Below are 21,538 nucleotides of genomic sequence, written 5' to 3'. Positions count from 1 at the left end.
GGGGCGCTCACGAGCGGGCCTCCGCCGGGACGTGGGCGTCGAACCAGGCCTTGAGCCCCGCCAGCGCCGGATCGGCCAGGCAGCTGTCGAGATAGCGCCACAGGCGCGGCATGAAGCTCTCGTACCGGGGCTTGCCGTCGCGAGTGACCAGGCGGGCGAAGATGCCGAGGATGCGGGCGACGTTCAGCGCGCCCAGCGCGTGGTAGTCGGCCAGGAATTGCGCGCGGTCGAGGTCGGGGCGGGCGGCGAGATAGCGCTCGAGGCTTCGCTGCTCGATGTCCGGCGAGACGTCGCGGCGGGCGTCGTGCAGCAGCATCGAGAAGTCCCAGGCCGGATGGGCGACCACGGCGTCCTGGAAGTCGATCAGGCCCACGCGGGCCGGGCCCTGGCGATCGGGCAGCCACAGCAGGTTCTCGGCGTGATAGTCGCGGTGGCAGAACACGGACGCGCCGGCCTCGGCCCGCGCGCGGATCGGCGTCCACAGCGCTTGCCAGTCGGCCAGGGCGGCGGCGTCGAACGTCACCGGCTTCAGCCGGGGCAGCCACTCGACGAACAGGTCCTGGGCCATGCGCAGGGCCAGGTCGTCATAGGTCAGCAGCGGCCAGGTCGAGCCGCCGGCCTCCAGCACCGCCGGGGGCTTGGCGGCGTGCAGGGCCACGAGCGCGTCGACCGCGGCGTCGTACATGGCCGGCTCGTCGCCGCCTTCGGCGATCACCTTGGCGTAGAGGTCGTCGCCCAGGTCTTCCAGCACGGCCAGGCCGAGGGCGGGCTCGGCGGCCAGCACTTCAGGCGCCGACAGCCCTTGCGCGCGCAGCCAGCCGGCCACGGCCACGAAGGCGTCGACCCGGCCCGCGGCCAGGCGGTAGGCGGCGTTGAATCCCAGGGCCCGGCGCTCGTCCGGCGTGGCGCCGGGCGGGCACGGAGCGGTCTCCAGGGCCGGCGGCTGGTCCATGAAGATGAAGGTCCGGCCGTCGCGATGCAGGCGCTCGTACGATCGGGTCGAGGCGTCGCCGCCCAGCGGCTGGCGGCGGACGTCGCCATAGCCGTGGCGGGCCAGGAACTCGGCCTTCAGGGTCTCGCGGTCAGAGCTCAAGCTTGCGTTCCTCGAAGGCGCCGAAGGGGGTGATGCGGACGCGGCGCGCTTCCTCGGCGGCGTCCAGGACCGGCGAAATCTCTACATCGAGTCGGTGCGGCGGCAGACGGCCCTCCAGGCGCTGGGGCCACTCGATCAGGGCCGCGCCGTCCTCCAGCGCTTCGAGCAGGCCGATCTCGTAGGCCTCGTCCGGATCCTCCAGGCGGTAGAGGTCGAAATGGGCCAGCGGGAAGTCGGCCGCCTCGTAGAACTGCACGAGGGTGAAGGTCGGGCTGGGCACCTCTTCGTCGGGCGAGGTCAGGGCGCGGACCAGGGCGCGGGCCAGGGTCGACTTGCCGGCTCCCAGCGGGCCGTAGAGGCAGAGCGCCGCGCCCGGGAACAGGGTCGCGGCCAGTCGCTGGCCGAGGGCCTTGGTGGCGGCCTCGTCGGGCAGGTCGATTTCGAGGAAGGCGGCGCCCCCGGGCGCCTGAGACGTGGACATCGCGCCAATCTAGAGTCCCCCGCGCGCGCCTCAAGCGGCTTTCAGGAATTTTGCCTTCGCTCCGGCGCGCGGGGCGTCCTATCACCAGGACTGCAATTCCGAGAGGACCGGTCGAGATGAAGAACTGGAAGCTGTGGGCCGGCCTCGCCGCCGTCGTCGTCGTGGTCGTCGCCGGCTGGGGGGCGTGGTGGAACTTCGAACTGCGCTGGCGGCCCAAGACCATCACCAAGAACCAGGCCGAGATCGCCAAGATCCTCGAGGGCTCGGGCTGGGTGTCGCCGGGCCTCAAGGGCCCCAAGCTCTACATGATCAGCTTCCGCACCTGCCCCGACTGCGTCCGCTTCAAGAAGGAAGAGTATCCGCGCCTGCACAAGGCCGGTGTCGACACCCGCCTGATCGAAATCGCCCGCGCCGACCGCAACGGCGTGCCCAAGTCGACGCCGGTCGAGCGCGCCACCGTCGCCGAGCTGTGGATCAACCGCTCGTGGGAACTGTCTGAGGCGTGGGACGCCACGCCGGTCGACGCCTGGACCGCTCCGGGCCTCAAGCCCGCCGACGGCGACATCGCCCGCACCGCGGTGATCGAAGCCGGCCGCAAGTCGGTCGAGGACCTGGTTCCGCTGCTCAAGGCCAACGGCGTCAACTTCGCCTATCCGCTGCTGGTCTGGTGGACGCCCGACGGCCAGATGAAGGCCTGCGCCTGCGAGAAGCGCGAGACCTACCGCTTCGTGCGCAAGGACCTGGGTCTGTAGATTTCGGGCTTGAATTGAGCGCGCCGTTTTCGTCTCGTGCGGGACGAGTGAAGCGGAGTTAGAGCGTATGCGTCGGCTGTCCCTGGCGATTTCCCTGGTCCTGGCCCTGGTCGCCGTCGAGGCTCACGCGGCGCCGGCGTCCGCGCCGGCCGCCGATTCCGCCTTCGGCGAACTGGGCAAGACGGATCGGAAGGCGCCGCTGCCCAGGCAGATGCAGGGCCGTTGGCGCGAGGCCGGGGATCCGTCCGTCGAGCTGATCGTGTCCGGCGGCGAAATCCTCTGGCAGGGCCGGGTCGTGGACTACGACAGCAAGGAAGTGACGCAGGAGGAGGGCGGGCTGACCGTCACGCTCGAAGTCTGGGGCTGGGAGCGCCAGGAGGCCCTGCGGCGGAGCATCACCGGCCTGGTGATCACGCCCGAGGGCGAGTTCCAGATCTTCAATCCCAAGTTCGCGACGACCTTCGAGCGCAAGGGTCGCTAGGTCGGTAATTTCCCGTCATCCCGGATAAGCCCTGCGGGCTTTCCGGGATGACGAAAAATAGGCGTTGAACTTCCCCAGTTCAGAACACGGCTCAATCGAGCCTGCATCCTAGGCCCGGGTGGTCCGGCTTGCCGAAATCAGAAGATTTCGAACAAGCCGGCGGCGCCCCGCTGAAATCGCGAATGCGATTTCAGCAGACTTCGAGCGATGGGCGCCGTCGTCCGGCTTGCCGAAATCAGAAGATTTCGAACAAGCCGGCGGCGCCCCGCTGAAATCGCGAATGCGATTTCAGCAGACTTCGAGTGATGGGCGCCGTCGTCCGGCTTGCCGAAATCAGAAGATTTCGAACAAGCCGGCGGCGCCCATGCCGCCGCCGATGCACATGGTCACCACGCCCAGCTTGGCCTTGCGGCGCTTGCCTTCCAGCAGCAGGTGGCCGGCGCAGCGGGCGCCGGTCATGCCGAAGGGGTGGCCGATGGCGATCGAGCCGCCGTTGACGTTGTACTTCTCCGGATCGATGCCCAGGCGGTCGCGGCTGTAGAGGCACTGGCTGGCGAAGGCCTCGTTCAGCTCCCACAGGTCGATGTCGTCGACCTTCAGGCCGTGGCGCTCCAGGAGGCGCGGCACGGCGAAGACCGGGCCGATGCCCATCTCGTCGGGCTCGCATCCGGCGATGGCGAAGCCCTTGAACAGGCCCAGCGGCTCGAGATTGCGGCGGGCGGCCTCCTTGGCCTCCATCACCACCACGGCGGCGGCGCCGTCCGACAGCTGGCTGGCGTTGCCGGCGGTGATGAAGTTGCCCGGACCCTTGACCGGCTCCAGCTTGGCCAGGCCTTCCAGCGTGGTCTCCGGACGATTGCACTCGTCCTTGGTGACGACATAGTCGACCAGGCTCTCTTCCTTGGTCTCCTTGTTGACCACCTTCATCTTGGTGGCCATCGGCACGATCTCGTCGGCGAACAGGCCGGCGGCTTGCGCCGCTGCAATCCGCTGTTGGCTACGAAGAGCGTATTCGTCCTGGTATTCGCGGCTGACGCCATAGCGCTTGGCGACGATGTCGGCGGTGTCGATCATCGCCATCCACAGGGCCGGTTTTTCCTTCATCAGCTTGTCTTCGGTGATGTGGAAGCGGTTCATGTGGCCGCCGCCCTGCACCAGCGAGATCGACTCCACGCCGCCGCCGATGGCCACCGGGGCGCCGTCGTTGCGGACGTAGTTGGCGGCCGTGGCGATGGCCTGTAGGCCCGACGAGCAGAAGCGGTTGACGGTCTGGCCCGAGGTGGTCACCGGCAGGCCGGCCCAGATGGCGGCGTTGCGGGCCACGTTCATGCCGGTGGCGCCTTCGGGACCGCCGCAGCCCAGCACGACGTCCTCGACCTCGGCGCCTTCGAGCCCGGCGCGCGACACCGCGTGCTGGATGGCGTGGCCGGCCATCGCCGCGCCGTGGGTGTTGTTGAAGCCGCCGCGATTGGACTTGGCCAGGCCCGTCCGGGCGTAGGAGACGATGACCGCTTCGCGCATGGCGCTTCTTCCCTGTTTAAACGTTAGTTTGAATTGCCGGCACCGTAGGCCGGAAATTCGCCGGGGGGAAGATCACGTAAGCGTAAGCCTGGTCAGTCGCCGAAGCCCTCGCCGTCCTTGTCGCGATAGCGGTAGGGACGGGTGGGGAAGTAGAGCCGTTTCGACGGCGGATCCCAGGAGGTCCAGACGGCCTTCTTCTCGGCCTCGTCCTTGAGAGCGAACGGCAGGGTCCGCGCCATGCGCGACCCCCAGACCCCCATGCCGATCAGGGCGGCGAGGCCGAGCGCGAAGCCCAGCACGCCTATCAAAGAGAAGTCCTCTTCGGCGGCGGCGCGATCGGCGGCGCGCTGTTCGGCAAGGGCGGCCTGCTCCCGGGCGTCCGCGTCGGGCAGGGCCAGCTGGTTCAGCACCCGGTCGGCGCCGGCCAGCACCGCCTTGTCGGGCGTGCGCGCGGCAAGGCCGGCCTCCATGCCGTCGACCGCCTCCTCGCCCAGGGCGTCGTTGAACAGCGGCGGCAGGCCCGAGCCGATGATCGCCGCCAGGCCGCCTTCGCTGGGCTCGACGACCAGGATGACGCTGAGTTCCCGGTCGGCCTCCGGGATCGCCCAGGCCTGTTCCAGGAACGCCCCGTACTCCGACACGGTATAGCCGCGCAGGTCCGACAGCACGACGACCGCCAGGCCCCGGCCGGTCTGGGCGCGGACCTCGGCGATGCGCCGCGTCAGCGCCTGTTCCTGGGCGGGCGAAAGGACGTCGGCCTGGTCGACCACGGGGCCGGTCCAGGCCTCGTAGCGGGGCGCGGCGACGGCGGCGCCGGAAAGGCAGGCGGCCGCGACGGCGGCCGCGATGGCGGCCGGGAGGAACAGGGTTCGGATGATCATCAACGCAGGATCGTGGGAACGTCGGACAGTTCGTTGCGGTCGTCGTCGGCCGCGCGCGGGGCGTGCTCGGCCAGGATGGTCCCGGCCCGGCCGACGGCGGCGACGAAGCCGTCGGCTATGCGGCCCGCCTTCAGGCCCGCCGTCAGCTCGGCGACGACGCCGGACCAGGCGTCCTTGGGCGCCAGGCCGTGGACGCCCTCGTCGGCCAGCACCTCGACGCGGTGCTCGGCCAGCGCCGCGAAGATCAGCACGCCGGTGCGCCCCTGCGTGGCGCGCAGGTCGCTGGACAGGAAATAGTCCATGGCCGCGCGCTTCACGCGTTCGGCCGGACCCTCGCCGGTGGGCAGCCGCCTCCGCAGCGGCGGGATAGACAGCACGGCGGTCGCCAGGGCGAACACCGCCGCCTGCAGGGTCAGGTAAACCAGCAGGGCCGACAGGATGGCGCCGTCCTGGGCGGCGGCGTGGCCGACGCTCCAGCCGCCGAACAGGCGTGTCAGCCATTCGGGGCGCAGGCCGGCCAGCAAACCGAAGGCCGGCAGCAGCAGGGCCGCGCCGGCGGCCCAGGCCAGGACGGGGGCGGCGCGCTCGGGCTCGACGCGCGGCGCCAGCACGCAGCGGATCTCGCCGATCGTGCCGGCCTCGGCGGCGCGGACGGCGTCGGCGATGCGCAACTGGTCGGCGCGGGAAAGAATGTCGCTCATCACCAGCTCCCCGAGGATCCGCCGCCGCCGAACGAGCCGCCGCCGCCGGAGAACCCGCCGCCGCCGCTGCTCCAGCCGCCGCCTCCGCCACGGCCGCCGCCGCTGGTCAGGGCGTTGATCAGGATCCAGGGCAGGGCCTCGCCCACGGCCGAGCCGAGACCGCTGCGGCGATAGCGTCGGCGTCCGAACATCGCCCGCAGGATCATGACGCCGACGATGACGACGATGAAGATGACGACCACCGGCACGCCGCCGCCGTTGTCCTGCCGCTCGGACTGCGCCGCCTGAGCGACCTGGGCCTTGGCCTCGCCGTCGGGCAGGGACAGCTGCTTCACGATGGCGTCGGTTCCGGCGACGATGCCGCCCTCCATGTCGCCGGCCTTGAAGCGGGGCAGGACGGCGCTCTGGATGATGACGCTGGACAGGGCGTCGGTCAGCACCGGCTCCAGGCCGTAGCCGACCTCGATGCGAACCTTGCGCTCGTTTGGCGCGACGATCAGCAGGGCGCCGGTGTTCCTGTCCTTCTCGCCGATCCCCCAGGCGCGGCCCAGCTGGTAGCCGTAGTCCTCGATCTCGTAGCCCTGCAGGCTGGACAGCGTGGCGACCACCAGCTGGCGGCCGGTCTGTTTCTCCAGCGTCGCCAGCTCGTCGGTCAACTGTTGCTCGGCCTGGGGCGAGAGGATGCCGGCCTGGTCGACCACCCGTCCGCTGAGCGGCGGGAAGGTCGGGGCGGCGAGGGCGGCGGTGGAGACAAGAAGAGCGATGATCGCGAGGGGAATGACCCACCAACTCCTCCCCCGCATGTGGTGGAGGGGGCGAGACTGGGCGCCGTGCGGGCCGTCGCCCCCTCCGTCACGTCGCCGATGGCGCCGCGCCACCTCCCCCGTTTCTCGGGGGAGGAATTGAGCGACGATCGTCACCCTAGTGCGCCGGGGCCGGCTGGGCCGGAGCGGGCGCCGGGGCGGCGGGGGCGTCGAAGCTCACGGTCGGGGCGGTCTGGGCCGCGGCCGAGGCCTCGAACAGCTGGGCCGGCTTCTGGCCGCCATAGACGGTCTTCGCCCAGAGGATGGTCGGGAAGGTGCGCAGGCTCGTGTTGTAGACCCGCGCGGTCTCGTTGTAGTCGCGCCGGGCGATGGTGATGCGGTTCTCGGTGCCTTCCAGCTGGCTCTGCAGGGCCAGGAAGTTCTGGTTCGACTTCAGGTCCGGATACTGTTCCTGGATCACCATCAGGCGGCCCAGCACGCCGGTCAGCTGGTCCTGGGCGGCGGCGTACTTCTGGAAGGCGGCCGGATCGGTGATGGTCGAGGCGTCGACCTTGACCTGGGTGGCGCTGGCGCGGGCCTGGGTGACCGAGGTCAGGACGTCCTTCTCCTGCGCGGCGTAGCCCTTCACGGTGGCCACCAGGTTGGGGATCAGGTCCGACCGGCGCTGGTACTGGTTCTGCACCTCGGCCCAGGCGGCCTTGGTCTTCTCGTCCTGGGTGGGGATGGTGTTGATCCCGCAGCCGGCCATGGAAACGGCGATGGCGGCGGAGGCAAGGGCCAGGCGGGCCGGCGAACGCAGCTGCGACATTAAGGGTCCCTCTGTGGGCGGCTCGCGGCCGCCGATCGCATTTATATGGCCCCGTCTCCGGCTCGCGTCATCCGCGCATCGGATTAACTCGTGTCCATGCGGGGCTTAACTCCGTCTTGAGGAGACGGGTTCAGGATCGCCGGCATGATCCTGATGGTCGCCTTCGCTCTGGTCGGAGCCCTGCTCGGGCTCTTCTGGCGCCCCCGCTTCGTGGGGGTGGTGGTCGCCGTCGTCCTGGCCGGCGTGGTGCAGGGCGTGGCCGCCTGGTCGCTGCAGATCCTTTCCGCACAGGTCAATCGCGAGCATCTGCTGGTCCAGCTGCACGCCATCTTCGGCGAAAGCGCCGTCGACTTCGCCGGGCCGGTGCTGGCCGCCGCCGTCGGCGCGGTGTTCGCCGCCCTGCTGGGCGGCCTGACCGACGCCCGCCGCCCGCCGGTGGTGGTCACCGCCGACGGCCTGCGCCGCAAGGCCGGCAAGGACGGCCGCTACGCCCGGATGGAAGGCATGGTCGAGGACCGCGCCATCCACGCCAAGGCCGAAAGCCGGATCGACTCCATCCTCGGGCTGTAGGGCCGGGTTCCAGGCCGGAAATCTCAGTTTCGATAAAATATGCGCACGCGAACAAAAACGCGCTTGCGCTATTTCTGAACGCTGATATCTAAGCAGTGCTTAGTTCGGTTGCGCGGCGCCGGTGGGGATACCGACGCCAGTCTCGAAGAGACGTGTCCCTCGCACCCGACCGGCCAGTACAGCTTACGCCGCGATCATCGATCTTTCCATCATCCCCGAAGCTGGAGGGCTTTTCCCATGAAGCTCCGCGCCCTGGCGGCCGTCGCCGCCCTGTCCCTTTCCGCGTTCGTCGCCGCGCCAGCCCTGGCCGATGGCCGCCTGGCGGTCACCCTCGAAAAGCCCGTCTCCGCCAAGACCAAGATCGTCGCCGGCGGCGCGGTCTTCGTCTGCGAGGACGCCGCCTGCGTGGCGACCTCGGCGCCGTCGCGGGCCCTCAGCGTCGCCTCGTGCAAGGCGCTGGCCAAGGAAGCCGGCCGCGTCTCGGCCTTCGGCGGCGACGCCAAGGCCCTGGCCGCCGAAGAGCTGGAGCGCTGCAACGCTTCGGCCAAGGCCGCCTGATCCTTCTTTAAGAGTGCGCGTACCCCAGGGGCGTTTTTCTCTGGCTGTTTCCTCGACCATTCGCCTGACAGGGCGGCGGAGCGCTTCCGCCGCCCTTTTTCTTTCGCCCGGCTTTCACCTTCGTCCGCGCAGGGATTAGATTTCGACCATGACCCAGCCGCTGACCGTCCAGCTCGAAGAGGCCCTGCGCCAGGCCGCCGGCGCCGACGCCGCGCCGGTGTCGCTGACCATCGACTACGCGGGCCCCGGCAAGGCGGGCCTTTCCGCACACGGCTGGATCGAGCGCGCCACTCGCAGCCTGGTGTTCGCCCAGGCCGAGGCGCGCGCCGCCGACGGAACTCTGGCCGGCGCGGCCTCTGGCGTGTTCCGCCGCGTCAACGTCTGACGGATAAACACATTTTTCCGCGAACTTGGCCGAACACGATCACCTCGGCTTGGTTGCGACTGCGAACACCCCGTGTTATCAGGCGCCGGGCTTCGGGAAGGGCAGCGTGAATGCGCGGGCCGCCCATGCGCTTTTCTCAAGCGCGATCAAGTCTTTAAGCCGGGGAGAGGGGGGAGCTTCTCTTCCGCGGCGATTGCAACGCACACCGGGCGGAACAAGTGGCGGAAGAAACCAAGGCGACGGATGCGGGTCAGCGTTACGCGCAGTCCCTGTTCGAACTGACGATCGAAGGCGGCAACCTGGCGAAGGTCGAGAGCGACCTGAAGGCCCTGAAGGGTCTGATCGCCGACAGCGCCGACCTGCGCCGTCTGATCGAGTCGCCCGCGTTCTCGGCCGAGGACAAGGCCAAGGGCCTGACCGCCGTCGCCGTGAAGGCCGGTTTCGACATTCTCACCGCCAAGTTCCTGGGCCTGATCGCCAGCAATGGCCGCGCCATCGAACTGGTCGGCGCCATCAACGCCTTCGTGGCGCTGTCGGCCACGCACCGCGGCGTGGTCGCCGCCGAGGTCACCTCGGCCGCCCCGCTGACCGCCGCCCAACTGAAGGCGGTCACGACCGCCGTGTCGAGCGCGCTCGGCCAGACTCCCGAAATCTCGACCCGCGTCGACCCGTCCATCCTGGGCGGCGTCAAGGTGCGCGTCGGTTCCCGACTGTTCGACGCTTCGGTTCGCTCGAAGCTCGATTCCCTGAAATTCGCCCTCAAGCGCGCCTAAGCGTATAACCGCGCAAAAACGTACGTACGCAGAGAGCCTCAAGAAAGAGCCCGACCCAGCCATGGATATCCGCGCCGCCGAAATCTCGGCCATCCTCAAGTCGCAGATCGCCAACTTCGGCGAGGAAGCCGCCGTCTCGGACGTCGGTCAGGTCCTGTCGGTGGGTGACGGCATCGCCCGCATCTACGGTCTGGACAACGTCCAGGCCGGTGAAATGGTCGAATTCCCGAAGGCCGGCGTGAAGGGCATGGCCCTGAACCTCGAGCGCGACAATGTCGGCGCCGTGATCTTCGGCGCCGACGCCGAGATCCGTGAAGGCGACGAAGTCCGCCGCCTCGGCGAAATCGTCGACGTGCCGGTCGGCAAGGGCCTGCTGGGCCGCGTCGTCAACCCGCTGGGCGAGCCGATCGACGGCAAGGGCCCGATCCAGTACACCGAGCGTCGCCGCGTCGACGTCAAGGCCCCGGGCATCATCCCGCGCAAGTCGGTGCACGAGCCCGTGCAGACCGGCCTGAAGTCGATCGACACCCTGATCCCGGTCGGCCGCGGCCAGCGCGAGCTGATCATCGGCGACCGTCAGACCGGCAAGACCGCCGTCGCCATCGACACCATCCTGAACCAGAAGGCCGCCAACGCCGGCAAGGACGAGAGCGCCAAGCTCTACTGCGTCTACGTCGCCATCGGCCAGAAGCGCTCGACCGTCGCCCAGATCGTCAAGACCCTGGAAGAGCACGGCGCCCTGGAATACACCATCGTCGTCGTGGCCTCGGCCTCGGAGCCGGCCCCGCTGCAGTACCTGGCCCCGTTCTCGGGCTGCGCCATGGGCGAGTGGTTCCGCGACAACGGCCTGCACGGCCTGATCATCTATGACGATCTGTCCAAGCAAGCCGTCGCCTACCGTCAGATGTCGCTGCTGCTGCGCCGCCCGCCGGGCCGCGAAGCCTATCCGGGCGACGTCTTCTACCTGCACTCGCGCCTGCTGGAACGCGCCGCGAAGCTGAACGAAGACAACGGTTCGGGCTCGCTGACGGCTCTGCCGATCATCGAAACCCAGGCCAACGACGTGTCGGCCTACATCCCGACCAACGTGATCTCGATCACCGACGGCCAGATCTTCCTGGAAACCGACCTGTTCTACCAAGGCATCCGTCCGGCCGTGAACGTCGGCATCTCGGTGTCGCGCGTCGGTTCGTCGGCCCAGATCAAGGCCATGAAGCAGGTCGCCGGTCCGATTAAGGGCGAGCTGGCCCAGTATCGTGAAATGGCCGCCTTCGCGAAGTTCGGTTCGGACCTCGACGCCTCGACCCAGAAGATGCTGGCTCGCGGCGAGCGTCTGACCGAGCTGCTGAAGCAGCCGCAATACGCGCCGCTGTCGGTCGAAGAGCAGGTCTGCGTGATCTACGCCGGCACCCGCGGCTATCTCGACAAGATCCCGACCTCGTCGGTGCGTCGCTTCGAGACCGAGTTCCTGGCTCGCCTGCACAGCCAGCACCAGGACCTGCTGACCGGCATCGCCACCAAGAAGGCCCTCGACAAGGACCTGGAAGCGTCGCTGAAGAGCGCGCTCGAGGCCTTCTCGTCGACCTTCGCCTAAGCCCCCTCGGAACCGCTCGGAGAGAGTAGCGCCGAATGGCCAGCTTGAAGGAAATGCGCAATCGGATCTCGAGCGTCAAAGCGACGCAGAAGATCACGAAGGCGATGCAGATGGTGGCGGCCGCCAAGCTGCGCCGGAGCCAGGACGCGGCTGAAGCCGCCCGTCCGTACGCCCGGCGCCTTGCCAGCGTCATCGCCAACCTCGCGACCGGCGTGTCGGGCGACGGCGCTCCGGCGCTGCTGGCCGGCACCGGCCGCGACGACCGTCACCTGGTGGTGGTGGCCGCCGCGGACCGCGGTCTCGCCGGCGGCTTCACCTCGTCGATCGTGCGCGCCGCCCGCGCCCACATCGACGGGCTGATCGCCCAGGGCAAGGACGTGAAGATCGTCTGCGTCGGCAAGAAGGTGACCGCCCAGCTGAAGCGCCCCTACGGCGACAAGGTGGTGGATAACTTCGACCTGTCGGCCTATCGCCAGATCACCCTGTCGGTCGCCCAGCCGATCGCCGACGTCGTCACCAAGCTCTACGAAGCCGGCGACATCGACGTGGTGACCCTGTTCTACAGCCGCTTCCGCTCGGTGGTGCAGCAGGTTCCGACCGCGCTGCAGCTGATCCCGGCCGTGGTCGAGGGCGGCGCCGAAGTGGCGTCCGGTCCGGCCGCCGTCTACGAGTACGAGCCCTCGGAAGAGGCCATCCTCGAGACGCTGCTGCCGCGCAACCTGACGGTCCAGATCCTGTCGGCCCTGCTCGACAACATGGCCGGCTTCTACGCCAGCCAGATGACGGCGATGGACAACGCCACGCGGAACGCGGGCGACATGATCAAGCGCTACACCCTCGAGTACAACCGTTCCCGCCAGGCCCAGATCACCAAGGAGCTGATCGAGATCATCTCCGGCGCCGAAGCCGTCTGATCTAGCCTAACGCCAAAAACGCACGCAGAGACGCACGAAAGACCCGCACGCCATGGCCAAGACCCCTGCTAAGGCTCCCGAAGCCGCCGCCGAAAAGCCGGCCGCCGCCAAGAAGCCCGCCGCCACGAAGGCCGCCGCCGCTCCGGCCGCTGCTGCTGCTCCCAAGGCTCCGGCCGCCAAGAAGCCGGCCGCCCCGAAGGCCGCCGCCGCTCCCAAGGCCGCCGCTCCGGTCGCCGGTGAAGCCACCGGCAAGCTGGTGCAGATCATCGGCGCCGTCGTCGACATCGAGTTCACCGGCCCGCTGCCGGCGATCCTGAACGCCGTCGAGACCACCAACACCGCCACCGGCCAGCGCCTGGTGTTCGAAGTCGCCCAGCACCTGGGCCAGAACACCGTCCGCGCCATCGCCATGGACGCCACCGAAGGTCTCGTCCGCGGCCAGGCCGTGCGCGACACCGGCGAAGCCATCCGCGTGCCGGTCGGCCCGGGCACCCTGGGCCGCATCATGAACGTCATCGGCGAGCCGATCGACGAGCAGGGCCCGATCCAGTCGGACCTGTCGCGCCCGATCCACCGCGACGCCCCGACCTTCGCCGAGCAGACCAACACCGCTGAAGTGCTGGTCACGGGCATCAAGGTCATCGACCTGATGTGCCCCTACACCAAGGGCGGCAAGATCGGCCTGTTCGGCGGCGCCGGCGTCGGCAAGACCGTGACGATGCAGGAACTGATCAACAACATCGCCAAGGCTTACGGCGGTTACTCGGTTCTGGCCGGCGTGGGCGAACGCACCCGCGAAGGCAACGACCTCTATCACGAGATGATCGAGTCGAACGTCAACGTCGACCCGAAGGCCAACAACGGCTCGACCGAGGGCTCGCGCTGCGCCCTGGTCTACGGCCAGATGAACGAACCCCCGGGCGCCCGCGCCCGCGTCGCCCTGACCGGCCTGTCGATCGCGGAATACTTCCGTGACGAAGAAGGCAAGGACGTGCTGCTGTTCGTCGACAACATCTTCCGCTTCACCCAAGCCGGCGCCGAAGTGTCGGCTCTGCTGGGCCGCATCCCCTCGGCCGTGGGATACCAGCCCACCCTGGCCACCGAGATGGGCAACCTGCAGGAGCGCATCACCTCGACCAACAAGGGCTCGATCACCTCGGTCCAGGCCATCTACGTTCCCGCCGACGACCTGACCGACCCGGCCCCGGCCGCTTCGTTCGCCCACCTGGACGCCACCACCGTTCTGTCGCGCGACATCGCCGCCCAGGCCATCTTCCCGGCCGTCGATCCGCTGGACTCGACCTCGCGGATCATGGACCCGCTGGTCATCGGCGAAGAGCACTACACGGTCGCTCGCCGCGTCCAGGAAGTACTGCAGCAGTACAAGGCCCTGAAGGACATCATCGCCATCCTGGGCATGGACGAACTGTCGGAAGAGGACAAGCTGACGGTCGCTCGCGCCCGTAAGATCTCGCGCTTCCTGAGCCAGCCGTTCCACGTGGCCGAGCAGTTCACCAACACGCCGGGCGCCTTCGTCCAGCTGAAGGACACCATCCGCTCGTTCAAGGGCATCGTGGACGGCGAGTACGACCACCTGCCGGAAGGCGCCTTCTACATGGTCGGCCCGATCGAAGAAGCCGTGGCCAAGGCCGAGAAGATGGCGGCGGACGCCTGATGACCGAAGAGGACGGCGATCTGGCCCACTTCTGCTGCGACGAGCTGGAGGACGCGGTGTCTTCGGACGCCGAGGCCTCCCTCATCGAGCACGACAGCGGCCTGATCCTGTTGAACCTGGGTCAACGGGAAGTCGAGGGTGAGACGGGCGCTGTCCTGACCACCATCCGCTTCTGTCCGTTCTGCGGCACCGAGATCCAGACCGACGAAGACATCGAAGCGGCCCTGGGCGCCGTGGAGACCTACGACTGATGGCCAAGCTGCACTTCTCCCTCGTCGCGCCCGAGCGCGAACTGTTCTCGGCCGATGTCGACCAGGTCGACGCGCCGGGTACGGAAGGCGATTTCGGCGTGCTGCCGAACCACGCCCCGTTCATGACCACGCTGCGCGAGGGTCGGGTGACGGTGCGCGACGGTTCGACCGTCAAGCTGTTCGACATCCAGGGCGGCTTCGCCGACGTGGGTCCCGACGGCTTCACGATCCTGGCCGAGCACGCGGTGGAAGTGGCCTCGTAAGAGCCGCTGCTTCCAAGGACTTCGAAAACGCCCTCGCCGGAAACGGCGGGGGCGTTTTTCGTTTCCCGTGATCCTCCCCCTCCGGGGGAGGCGGCCTGGAGGGCCGGAGGGGGGGCGTTTTCAGCTTCCGCGACGGTCGCCGATTTCGCTGCATCCTCCCCCTCAGTCGCTTCGCGACAGCTCCCCCTTCAGGGGGAGCGATAAAAAATTACGTTTGTGACCCTATCCCCGCCGTAATCGGCCACCATAAGGGTTGCGAGGGAACGCTTGTCGGTTTTAATGCCGACCTCCACGTCTCTAGGGGATATCCGACCTATGCGCCTTGCGCTCGCCAGCCTGATCGCCCTCGGCGTCGTTTCGACCGCCGTCGCCCAGGAGCAACCCGCTCCCGCCGCCGCCCCGGCTCCCGCCCCGGCCGCCGCGCCCGTTGATCAGGCCGCGCCTGCCGATCAAGCCGCGCCCGCCACCCAGGCTCCCGTCGTTCCGGCGCCTGCCGCCGGCACCCCGGAAGCCGCCGCCGCCGCGGCCGCTCCGGAAGCGGTGCGTCCGCCCCCGCCGACCGATCCGGTCTCGGTGCGGATCCTCAGCGTCCTCGACACCGTCTGCAAGCCGGCCGTCGTCGGCGGCGACTTCCCGGCCCTGGCCAAGGCCGCCGGCTTCAAGAAGAAGCGCGACCTGTGGACCCTGGACCTGGGCAAGCCCTACCAGATCGTCCTCGACAACCCGGGTTCGAACAAGAACGTCTGCACCCTGAACGTCCAGCACGCCCAGGGCGCCGATCAGGCCCAGCATCTGGCCACCGCCCTGCACGACTGGGCGACCTGGGAGAACAGCCCGCAGCTGAAGCTGATCCGCAACGACCAGCTGGTCACCGACGTCAAGCGCCTGACCGTGACCTGGGACAACAACGCCGCCGGCGGCAAGGCCGGTCTGGTCTACGTCCGGATCAAGAAGCTGGACGACAGCTCGGTCGGCAAGAACTTCGAACAAGCCCAGATCCTCTACACCACCCAGTGATGGTTCGAGGCTCTCAGAGCTGAAAAGAGGAAGGCGCGGAGGGAGACCTCCGCGCCTTTTCTCTGGCTGGAACCTCCCCCACAGGGGGAGGTTGCTCATCGATCAAGCCGCCGCCCGATCCTCGGCGGCGATGAAGTCCAGGCACAGGGCCGCGACGGCTTCCCAGCCCGGCTCGCCCGGCAGCCAGTGGCTCATCTCGGGGAACTCGTGGAACGCTCCGCCCAGGCGCAAGGCGGTCTGGCGGACGGTGGCGGGCGGGTGGACCACGTCCTGGCCGCCGGCGATGGCCAGCACCGGAGCCTTCACCGGACCGGGGCTGGTGGTCATGAACGGGTCCAGCCACCAGTTCAGCGTCTCCCACAGCGCCCGGCCGCTTTCCGAGGTCATGCGGGCGTAGAGGGCGCGGCGCTGCTCGCGCGGCAGGCGGTCGAGGCTGTAGCGGCGCACGACGCCGTAGTCGGGAGCGATGGCCTGCAGCCAGTAGGGGCCAAGGGCATAGAGGCTGACGGCCGAGACCGCTTCTTCCAGGCTGGCGCCATGCACGCCCCAGGGCGGCGAGGGGGCCAGCAGGATCAGGCGCTCGACGCTCGCTCGACCAGCGGCCAGCTGGGCCACCAGGCCGCCCATGGAGTGGCCGACCAGGATCGGCGGCCGCTCGCACGAGCGGATCAGCCGGGCGACCTCGCGGGCGTAGTCGCTCATCGACAGGCCGACGACCGAACCGCCCGGCCCGCGACCGGGCAGGTCGGGGGTGAGCACCCTGTGGCCGGCGGCCTCGAACGGCTCTCGGAAACTGTCGAACGTCCAGCCGCCGCAGAAGGCGCCGTGGACCATGATCACCGGAGCCTTCACGCCCGCCTCTTAGGTCAACCCCGCCCGTGTGACTGATACGAGCGTTTCAATGGAGCCTACACGCTCTTCTTGCCGCGTGGCGAAGTTTTGGCGGGCGTCGTTGTCGCAGCCTTCGGTTTGGGCTGGGGCTTGGCGGCCGCCTTGGCCGGAGCCTTCGTTGTCGCCTTGGCGGGCTTGGGCGGGGTCTCCGTCGCCTTCATCAGGTCTGGATTGGCGTTGTTGCGCATCTTGCTCGCCGCCGGCTTGGCGGGCGCTGCGACCTTGGCGGAGGCTTCCGGAGCCGCCTTGGCGGCCCTGGGCGCTGGCTTGGCGGCGTCGGCCGCGGGCGCGGCGGCCGCCTTGGGCTTGGCCGGAGCCTTGTCGGGTTTGGCCGGGGCGGCGGTCTTGGGCGCCGCTTCCGCCTTCGCGGCGGGTTTCGGGGCTTTTTCGGGCTTCACCGCCGCTGCCTTGGCCTTGGGCGCGGCCTTCGTCGCAGCGGCCTTGGCGGGGGGCTTCGCCGGCTTCGCCACGGCGGCCGCAGCCGGGGTTTCCACCGCCGGAGCCGCCTTCGCTTTCGCGGAGGCTTTGGTCGGAGCCTTAGCGGGGGCCTTGGGTGCGGTCTTCGGCTTGGCGGCCGGTTGGGCGGCCGGCTCGGCGACGACGGCCTTGGCCTTGCTCGGGGTCTTGGCCTTGGCCGGAGCGCGCGGCTTGGGCGCGGGGGCGGCAGACGCCTCGGTCGCGGGAGCGGCGGCGGCCGGTTCCGGCGCGGCGGCGGCCGGCGCGGGTTCGGCCTTGGCCTTGGGCGGCGCGGCCGAGGCCGGGCCCAGGCCCTTTTCCGACAGCCACGACTGCACCGCGCCCAAGAGGGCGTCGCTGCCCGGCTCGTCGATCAGCCAGTGGGCGTGGTCGGGATACTCGCGATAGTCGGCGCCGGCGTACTTGCGGCCGACCAGGCGGACGTCCTCCACCGGCGTCGTGCGGTCGCGGGCGCCGGCCAGCACCAGCACCGGCACGGTCACCTTGGCGGCGTCCACGTGCACGGTGCGCGAGGGATCGCGGTCGGGATAGGCCAGGTCCTGCAGCACCCGGCCGGAGTCGTAGACCGCCTTGGCGTAGAGGGCGTCGTGGCGGGCGGCCGGCACGGCGTTGACGACGCCGAACTTGAAGCCGGTCTTCCACATCTTCACCGGCTTGGGTGCGCCGCCCTGGCTGAGCACGGCGTTGAGGAAGGTGATCATCGGCGACAGCTTGGGCTTGCCGCGCGCGTCGGCCGGCGAGGCGGGAGCGAACAGCACGATGCCCGAGGTCAGGCCGCTCTCGGCCAGCTTCTGGGCGATCAGCCCGCCCATGGAGTGGCCGAAGACGATCGGCTTGACCCCGTCGCGGGCGGCCGTCACCGCTGCCGCCGCGCTGAGCTCGGCCACGTAGTCGGCCAGCGACAGGCCAGCCAGGTCCGGCGAGGGCGGTCCGGCCGTCCGCAGGGCGGGGCGGATGGTCGGCGTCTCGACCGCGTAGCCCGCCTTGCGGAAGGTGTCGGCCACGGGATCCCAGCTGTCGCCGGTCATGCCGTAGCCATGGATCATCAGGATGGTTCTGCTCACGCCCGCGTCTCCCAAACCCCGTTGGGGCATGGCGCGAGCCTTCGGTGTCAGGCGACGCGCGTGAACCCCGAGAAAGCGGCGACCATGCGTTCGTAGACGCCGCGCTTGAAAGGTACGATCAGTTCGGGCGTTTCGTCGAGAGCGCCCCAGCGCCAGGCGTCGAACTCCACCTCGCCGTGGGCGGCCAGATCGATCTCGCTTTCCTCGCCGGTGAAGCGGAAGGCGAACCACACCTGCTTCTGGCCCAGATATCCACGGGCGCGCTTGGTTCCCATGAACTCGGGCGGATAGTCGTAGGTCAGCCAGCCTTCGGTGCGGCCGATCAGCTGGGCCGAGGTCACGCCGGTCTCTTCCTGCAGTTCGCGGCGGGCGGCGGCTTCCAGGTCTTCGCCCTCGTCGACGCCGCCCTGCGGCAGCTGCCAGTTGTAGGGCGGCTCCTGCTTGTGGCGCATGCCCAGCCAGACGCGGCCGTCGGTGGGGTGGAAGAGGGCGACGCCCACGTTGGGGCGATAGAGCGAAAGGTCGATGTCGGCGGTCATCGCTTGGCGATAGCCGAAGCCGGCGCCAGTTGCACGCCCCGCGCATTGAGGCCGCCAGCCCAGTTGCGCACCTGGCTGATGGTCACCGGATAGGCGAAGCCGACGCCCAGCGACTGGCCGCGCGCGCTGGCGCCCGACTCCAGGGCCCGCAGCTGGCCCTCGATGGCTTCGGCCGACAGGTCGTCGTCGATGCCGCGCTCGGCCGAGGCGCGGGGGATCGGGCCGCCGCGACGGGCGGCGGCGCCGTCGTCGACGAAGGCCAGGCCCCGGGTCTTCAGGGCCGTGGTGAAGGTTGCCATGGCCGGATCGGAGGCCAGGAACTTCGAGCCCAGATAGTTGGTCAGCCCGAAATAGCCGGTGGCGCGCGACATCAGCCATTCCAGCTTGCGCACCGTCTCGTCGGGCCGGTTGGCGGCGATCAGGGTGTAGGGACCCGGATCGTTGGCCGGATAGTCGTTGGGCTCCATCGGCGTCTCGAGCAGCACCTCGTGGCCGTGCGAGCGGGCCAGGTCGATCCAGCCCTGCAGCCCTTCGGCGTAGGGGGCGAACGACAGGGTGATCTCGGGCGGCAGGGTCTCGATGGCGGCGCGGGTGGTCTGGGCGTTGAGGCCCAGGCCGCCGATCACCAGGGCCACGCGCGGGCGGCCGTCGGGCGTGAACGGGCGGGCGTAGGCCTCGGCCACGGTGCGGCCGTCGGGCGCGATCACCGGCAGCGGGCCGCCGCCGGGGCCGGGGGCCGACAGGCCGGGCAGCGGAGCCTGGACCAGGGCGCCGCCCGAGGGAACGGGCGCGGCCGCCAGGTCGGTGAAGCCTTCGGCGGGCTCGTCGGTCGCGGCCTGGCGGGCGAAGGGATGGGTCGACAGGTCCATCTGGCCCGGCAGCAGCGGGGCTTCCTCGGCCCTCTCCGGAGCCAGCGCCTCGCGCCACCCGTCGGGCGCGCCCTTGGTGGCGCCGATCTCCGACAGCGACAGGCGGATCGTGGGGGCGCCGGCCTTGGGATCGCCGGTCACCAGCACCAGAACGGCCAGGCTCAGGAGGAACAGGAAGGCCGCGCCGCTGGCGCCGATATAGGGATTGGCCGCGGCCGCCATCAGGCGCGCGCGCAGGTCGCCGCCGTCGGCGGCGTCGGGCGCGGCGGCGGTGTAGGCGGGCTTGCGGGAGAACACGGCGGCCATGCGATGGGCTTAGCGGGCAAGCTTCCAAGATATGGTTAACATGGTTCGCCCGGATCTGCGGCGAAATGGCGGACCGCTGCTTTTCTCGGCGAAGCGCGGCGCGGAAATGACCGACAGGCGATGTTTGGCGGCAAAGGACTGGCGGGGTCTTCTCGCGGGCCGATGCTCGGGCGCAAGCTTCTCGTGAGGAGACCTCGCCATGAGCCTGACCGAGTTCGCCCGCTTCTCCGATCCCGCCGACGCGCCTGACCGCGCCGTCTGTCTCGCCGCCGTGCTGCGGGCGGGCGCGGGCCTGGCGATCGGCCTGGCCGTGGTGGTGATCGCGGCGCTGGGGATGGCCTAGAAAAACCTCTCCCATGGGAGAGGTTCTAAAGAGGGGCAGGCCCCAAAGAAAAAGCCGCCCATCTCGCGACGGGCGGCTCTTCTGGTTCGGAAGGCCCGAAAGCCCCTTACTTCTTCTCGACCGGGGGCTTGCCGCCGATGGCCGCGGCCTTGGCGGTGACCTCGGCGATCTTCGGTTGCGGCTTGGGCAGCTTCGGCACGGCCTCGACCGAGCCGGCCTTCAGCACGGCCAGGGCGCGCGACAGCTGGAAGTCGTCCTTCTTCTCGTCGAAGCCGGCGGGCGGGGCCTCGGCCGGAACGTGGGCGCCCTTGCGGGTCTTGCCCTCGTCGGCGTTGAGCGCGTTCTTGAAGCTGGCCTCGCTGAACCACACGCGGTTGGCGATGTCCTGGGCCTGGTCCTTGGTCTGGGCCACTTCCAGGTCGGGCTCGATGCCGGTCTTCTGGATCGAGCGGCCCGACGGAGTGAAGTAGCGCGCCGTGGTCAGCTTCAGCGCGCCGTCGGCGCCGCCGCGCAGCGGGATCACGGTCTGGACCGAGCCCTTGCCGAAGCTGGTGATGCCCACCAGTTCGGCGCGATGGCGGTCCTGCAGGGCGCCGGCGACGATTTCGGCGGCCGAGGCCGAGCCCTGGTTGATCAGCACCACCATCGGCAGGCCGTTCAGGATGTCGCCGGGGGTGGCGTTCAGGCGCTGGATGTCGCGCGGGTTGCGGCCCCGCTGGCTGACGACCTCGCCGCCTTCCAGGAACAGGTCGGCCACGCCGCGCGCCTGGTCGAGCAGGCCGCCCGGATTGTTGCGCAGGTCGAAGACCAGGCCCTTCATCTGCGGGTTCTTGGCCTGCAGGTCCTTGATGGCGGCGGCCAGGGCGTCGGTGGACTTCTCGTTGAAGCCGGGCAGGCGCACGTAGCCGTAGTCGCCTTCCATGCGGGCGATGGCGGCCTTGGGCTTGATGACCTCGCGCACCAGCTTCAGCTCGATCGGGTCGGACTTCTCGCGGGCGATGGTGATGGCCACGGTCTCGCCGGCCGGGCCGCGCATCTGCTTGACGGCCTCGTTGACCGTCAGGCCCAGCACCGACTGGCCGTTGACGGCGGTGATGTAGTCGCCGGCCTGGACGCCCGCGCGGGCCGCGGGGGTGCCGTCCATCGGCGAGATCACCTTGACCACGCCTTCTTCGCTGGTGACCTCGATGCCGAGGCCGCCGTATTCACCGCGGGTGGTGTCCTGCATGTCCTCGAAGCTGTCGGGCGACAGGTAGCCCGAGTGCGGGTCGAGGCTGGTCAGCATGCCGTCGAGGGCGGCCTCGATCAGCTTCTTGTCGTCGACCTCGGTGACGTACTGGTCCTCGACGGTGGCGAGCACGTCGCCGAACAGTTCGAGCAGCTTGTAGGTCTTGGCCTTCTGCGAGGGGATGGTCGCTTGGGCGATGGGGCTGACGTAGGCCATGGTCCCCGCGCCGAGGACGAAGGCCGAAACACCGATGAGCAGATACTTGCGCATAAGGCCAGAATGGCTCCCTGGCGGCGCGGACGCCGCGTTCGATACTTAGAGCGGCGCGAACGCCGCCGC

Annotated in this window: 25 protein-coding genes; 13 read left to right on the top strand and 12 right to left on the bottom strand. The window is 69.4% G+C overall.

The window, feature by feature from the left end; translation table 11 throughout:
• Nucleotides 1–7 precede the first annotated feature (7 nt).
• Nucleotides 8–1,093, bottom strand: a complete 1,086-nt coding sequence (gene amgK, locus C1707_RS03925) for an N-acetylmuramate/N-acetylglucosamine kinase AmgK (RefSeq protein ID WP_101712802.1) — start codon at nucleotides 1,091–1,093, stop codon at nucleotides 8–10.
• Complete coding sequence (tsaE, locus tag C1707_RS03920; RefSeq protein ID WP_101712801.1) at nucleotides 1,083–1,574, bottom strand: tRNA (adenosine(37)-N6)-threonylcarbamoyltransferase complex ATPase subunit type 1 TsaE; 492 nt, start codon at nucleotides 1,572–1,574, stop codon at nucleotides 1,083–1,085. The genes amgK and tsaE overlap by 11 nt, the downstream gene beginning before the upstream one ends.
• 116 nt (nucleotides 1,575–1,690) lie before the next feature.
• Between tsaE and C1707_RS03915 the strand changes: the two genes are divergently transcribed.
• Complete coding sequence (locus C1707_RS03915; RefSeq protein ID WP_101712800.1) at nucleotides 1,691–2,326, top strand: hypothetical protein; 636 nt, start codon at nucleotides 1,691–1,693, stop codon at nucleotides 2,324–2,326.
• A 67-nt stretch (nucleotides 2,327–2,393) separates the two neighbouring features.
• Complete coding sequence (locus C1707_RS03910) at nucleotides 2,394–2,807, top strand: hypothetical protein (protein ID WP_101712799.1); 414 nt, start codon at nucleotides 2,394–2,396, stop codon at nucleotides 2,805–2,807.
• 333 nt (nucleotides 2,808–3,140) lie between these two features.
• Here C1707_RS03910 and C1707_RS03905 read toward each other — a convergent pair whose 3' ends face one another.
• The 5 genes from C1707_RS03905 to C1707_RS03885 form a co-directional block, all read right to left on the bottom strand.
• Nucleotides 3,141–4,328, bottom strand: a complete 1,188-nt coding sequence (locus C1707_RS03905; RefSeq protein ID WP_101712798.1) for an acetyl-CoA C-acyltransferase — start codon at nucleotides 4,326–4,328, stop codon at nucleotides 3,141–3,143.
• Nucleotides 4,329–4,420: 92 nt separating this feature from the next.
• Nucleotides 4,421–5,209: a TPM domain-containing protein gene (locus C1707_RS03900; protein ID WP_101712797.1), complete on the bottom strand. Its 789-nt coding sequence runs from the start codon at nucleotides 5,207–5,209 to the stop codon at nucleotides 4,421–4,423.
• A complete protein-coding gene (locus tag C1707_RS03895; RefSeq protein ID WP_101712796.1) occupies nucleotides 5,209–5,910 on the bottom strand; it encodes a TPM domain-containing protein in 702 nt (233 codons plus the stop codon). The genes C1707_RS03900 and C1707_RS03895 overlap by 1 nt, the downstream gene beginning before the upstream one ends.
• Nucleotides 5,910–6,713 carry a TPM domain-containing protein gene (locus C1707_RS03890; protein ID WP_101712795.1) on the bottom strand — a complete coding sequence of 268 codons (804 nt, stop codon included), beginning with the start codon at nucleotides 6,711–6,713 and terminating at the stop codon, nucleotides 5,910–5,912. The genes C1707_RS03895 and C1707_RS03890 overlap by 1 nt, the downstream gene beginning before the upstream one ends.
• A 118-nt stretch (nucleotides 6,714–6,831) precedes the next feature.
• Entirely contained in the window at nucleotides 6,832–7,482 is a 651-nt protein-coding gene (locus tag C1707_RS03885) for a LemA family protein (protein WP_101712794.1), read from the bottom strand.
• A 144-nt stretch (nucleotides 7,483–7,626) separates the two neighbouring features.
• Here C1707_RS03885 and C1707_RS03880 point away from each other — a divergent pair, with 144 nt between their 5' ends.
• The 10 genes from C1707_RS03880 to C1707_RS03835 all read left to right on the top strand — a co-directional run bounded on the left by C1707_RS03880 (nucleotide 7,627) and on the right by C1707_RS03835 (nucleotide 15,482).
• Nucleotides 7,627–8,052 carry a hypothetical protein gene (locus tag C1707_RS03880; RefSeq protein ID WP_164467276.1) on the top strand — a complete coding sequence of 142 codons (426 nt, stop codon included), beginning with the start codon at nucleotides 7,627–7,629 and terminating at the stop codon, nucleotides 8,050–8,052.
• A 237-nt stretch (nucleotides 8,053–8,289) separates the two neighbouring features.
• On the top strand, nucleotides 8,290–8,610 hold the full coding sequence (locus tag C1707_RS03875) for a DUF8200 family protein (RefSeq protein ID WP_101712793.1): 321 nt from the start codon (nucleotides 8,290–8,292) through the stop codon (nucleotides 8,608–8,610).
• Nucleotides 8,611–8,758: 148 nt separating this feature from the next.
• Nucleotides 8,759–8,995 (top strand): PaaI family thioesterase, encoded by a 237-nt coding sequence (locus C1707_RS03870; RefSeq protein ID WP_101712792.1) that lies wholly within the window; start codon nucleotides 8,759–8,761, stop codon nucleotides 8,993–8,995.
• A gap of 218 nt (nucleotides 8,996–9,213) precedes the next feature.
• A complete protein-coding gene (locus C1707_RS03865) occupies nucleotides 9,214–9,768 on the top strand; it encodes a F0F1 ATP synthase subunit delta (protein ID WP_101712791.1) in 555 nt (184 codons plus the stop codon).
• A gap of 61 nt (nucleotides 9,769–9,829) precedes the next feature.
• A complete protein-coding gene (gene atpA / locus C1707_RS03860) occupies nucleotides 9,830–11,362 on the top strand; it encodes a F0F1 ATP synthase subunit alpha (protein ID WP_101712790.1) in 1,533 nt (510 codons plus the stop codon).
• 35 nt (nucleotides 11,363–11,397) lie between these two features.
• Nucleotides 11,398–12,276 (top strand): F0F1 ATP synthase subunit gamma, encoded by an 879-nt coding sequence (locus C1707_RS03855; protein WP_101712789.1) that lies wholly within the window; start codon nucleotides 11,398–11,400, stop codon nucleotides 12,274–12,276.
• 52 nt (nucleotides 12,277–12,328) lie between these two features.
• On the top strand, nucleotides 12,329–13,951 hold the full coding sequence (atpD, locus tag C1707_RS03850; protein WP_101712788.1) for a F0F1 ATP synthase subunit beta: 1,623 nt from the start codon (nucleotides 12,329–12,331) through the stop codon (nucleotides 13,949–13,951).
• On the top strand, nucleotides 13,951–14,202 hold the full coding sequence (locus tag C1707_RS03845) for a hypothetical protein (RefSeq protein ID WP_101712787.1): 252 nt from the start codon (nucleotides 13,951–13,953) through the stop codon (nucleotides 14,200–14,202). The genes atpD and C1707_RS03845 overlap by 1 nt, the downstream gene beginning before the upstream one ends.
• A complete protein-coding gene (locus C1707_RS03840) occupies nucleotides 14,202–14,465 on the top strand; it encodes an ATP synthase F1 subunit epsilon (RefSeq protein WP_101712786.1) in 264 nt (87 codons plus the stop codon). Before C1707_RS03845 ends, C1707_RS03840 begins: the two co-directional genes overlap by 1 nt.
• A 315-nt stretch (nucleotides 14,466–14,780) precedes the next feature.
• Nucleotides 14,781–15,482, top strand: a complete 702-nt coding sequence (locus C1707_RS03835; RefSeq protein ID WP_101712785.1) for a hypothetical protein — start codon at nucleotides 14,781–14,783, stop codon at nucleotides 15,480–15,482.
• Nucleotides 15,483–15,584: 102 nt separating this feature from the next.
• Here the strand turns inward: C1707_RS03835 and C1707_RS03830 are convergent, their stop codons facing one another.
• From C1707_RS03830 to C1707_RS03815, 4 genes are read right to left on the bottom strand one after another with little or no spacing between them, the layout of a single operon-like run.
• Complete coding sequence (locus tag C1707_RS03830) at nucleotides 15,585–16,334, bottom strand: alpha/beta fold hydrolase (RefSeq protein WP_101712784.1); 750 nt, start codon at nucleotides 16,332–16,334, stop codon at nucleotides 15,585–15,587.
• 56 nt (nucleotides 16,335–16,390) lie between these two features.
• Entirely contained in the window at nucleotides 16,391–17,914 is a 1,524-nt protein-coding gene (locus tag C1707_RS03825; RefSeq protein WP_101712783.1) for an alpha/beta hydrolase, read from the bottom strand.
• A gap of 47 nt (nucleotides 17,915–17,961) precedes the next feature.
• The gene (locus C1707_RS03820; RefSeq protein ID WP_101712782.1) at nucleotides 17,962–18,453 is read right to left on the bottom strand and encodes an RNA pyrophosphohydrolase; all 492 of its coding nucleotides are present in this window, start codon (nucleotides 18,451–18,453) and stop codon (nucleotides 17,962–17,964) included.
• Nucleotides 18,450–19,628: a divergent polysaccharide deacetylase family protein gene (locus tag C1707_RS03815; protein ID WP_101712781.1), complete on the bottom strand. Its 1,179-nt coding sequence runs from the start codon at nucleotides 19,626–19,628 to the stop codon at nucleotides 18,450–18,452. Before C1707_RS03815 ends, C1707_RS03820 begins: the two co-directional genes overlap by 4 nt.
• Nucleotides 19,629–19,827: 199 nt before the next feature.
• Between C1707_RS03815 and C1707_RS26000 the strand changes: the two genes are divergently transcribed.
• Nucleotides 19,828–19,971 (top strand): hypothetical protein, encoded by a 144-nt coding sequence (locus C1707_RS26000; RefSeq protein ID WP_164467275.1) that lies wholly within the window; start codon nucleotides 19,828–19,830, stop codon nucleotides 19,969–19,971.
• Between the two features lie 106 nt (nucleotides 19,972–20,077).
• Here C1707_RS26000 and C1707_RS03810 read toward each other — a convergent pair whose 3' ends face one another.
• On the bottom strand, nucleotides 20,078–21,469 hold the full coding sequence (locus C1707_RS03810) for a S41 family peptidase (RefSeq protein ID WP_101712780.1): 1,392 nt from the start codon (nucleotides 21,467–21,469) through the stop codon (nucleotides 20,078–20,080).
• Between the last annotated feature and the right edge of the window lie 69 nt (nucleotides 21,470–21,538).

Source organism: Caulobacter flavus, assembly GCF_003722335.1.
Lineage (GTDB): Bacteria > Pseudomonadota > Alphaproteobacteria > Caulobacterales > Caulobacteraceae > Caulobacter > Caulobacter flavus.
This window is presented reverse-complemented; position numbering and strand designations above follow the sequence as displayed.

Coding starts and splice junctions, on each gene's coding strand:
- C1707_RS03895 (WP_101712796.1), bottom strand. CDS start 5,910: ATGAGCGACATTCTTTCCCGCGCCGACCAGTTGCGCATCGCCGACGCC.
- C1707_RS03905 (WP_101712798.1), bottom strand. CDS start 4,328: ATGCGCGAAGCGGTCATCGTCTCCTACGCCCGGACGGGCCTGGCCAAG.
- C1707_RS03815 (WP_101712781.1), bottom strand. CDS start 19,628: ATGGCCGCCGTGTTCTCCCGCAAGCCCGCCTACACCGCCGCCGCGCCC.
- C1707_RS03910 (WP_101712799.1), top strand. CDS start 2,394: ATGCGTCGGCTGTCCCTGGCGATTTCCCTGGTCCTGGCCCTGGTCGCC.
- C1707_RS03835 (WP_101712785.1), top strand. CDS start 14,781: ATGCGCCTTGCGCTCGCCAGCCTGATCGCCCTCGGCGTCGTTTCGACC.
- C1707_RS03870 (WP_101712792.1), top strand. CDS start 8,759: ATGACCCAGCCGCTGACCGTCCAGCTCGAAGAGGCCCTGCGCCAGGCC.
- atpA (WP_101712790.1), top strand. CDS start 9,830: ATGGATATCCGCGCCGCCGAAATCTCGGCCATCCTCAAGTCGCAGATC.
- C1707_RS03875 (WP_101712793.1), top strand. CDS start 8,290: ATGAAGCTCCGCGCCCTGGCGGCCGTCGCCGCCCTGTCCCTTTCCGCG.
- tsaE (WP_101712801.1), bottom strand. CDS start 1,574: ATGTCCACGTCTCAGGCGCCCGGGGGCGCCGCCTTCCTCGAAATCGAC.
- C1707_RS03885 (WP_101712794.1), bottom strand. CDS start 7,482: ATGTCGCAGCTGCGTTCGCCGGCCCGCCTGGCCCTTGCCTCCGCCGCC.
- C1707_RS03880 (WP_164467276.1), top strand. CDS start 7,627: ATGATCCTGATGGTCGCCTTCGCTCTGGTCGGAGCCCTGCTCGGGCTC.
- C1707_RS03890 (WP_101712795.1), bottom strand. CDS start 6,713: ATGCGGGGGAGGAGTTGGTGGGTCATTCCCCTCGCGATCATCGCTCTT.
- C1707_RS03840 (WP_101712786.1), top strand. CDS start 14,202: ATGGCCAAGCTGCACTTCTCCCTCGTCGCGCCCGAGCGCGAACTGTTC.
- C1707_RS03810 (WP_101712780.1), bottom strand. CDS start 21,469: ATGCGCAAGTATCTGCTCATCGGTGTTTCGGCCTTCGTCCTCGGCGCG.
- atpD (WP_101712788.1), top strand. CDS start 12,329: ATGGCCAAGACCCCTGCTAAGGCTCCCGAAGCCGCCGCCGAAAAGCCG.
- C1707_RS26000 (WP_164467275.1), top strand. CDS start 19,828: ATGAGCCTGACCGAGTTCGCCCGCTTCTCCGATCCCGCCGACGCGCCT.
- C1707_RS03915 (WP_101712800.1), top strand. CDS start 1,691: ATGAAGAACTGGAAGCTGTGGGCCGGCCTCGCCGCCGTCGTCGTCGTG.
- C1707_RS03820 (WP_101712782.1), bottom strand. CDS start 18,453: ATGACCGCCGACATCGACCTTTCGCTCTATCGCCCCAACGTGGGCGTC.
- C1707_RS03845 (WP_101712787.1), top strand. CDS start 13,951: ATGACCGAAGAGGACGGCGATCTGGCCCACTTCTGCTGCGACGAGCTG.
- C1707_RS03855 (WP_101712789.1), top strand. CDS start 11,398: ATGGCCAGCTTGAAGGAAATGCGCAATCGGATCTCGAGCGTCAAAGCG.
- C1707_RS03900 (WP_101712797.1), bottom strand. CDS start 5,209: ATGATCATCCGAACCCTGTTCCTCCCGGCCGCCATCGCGGCCGCCGTC.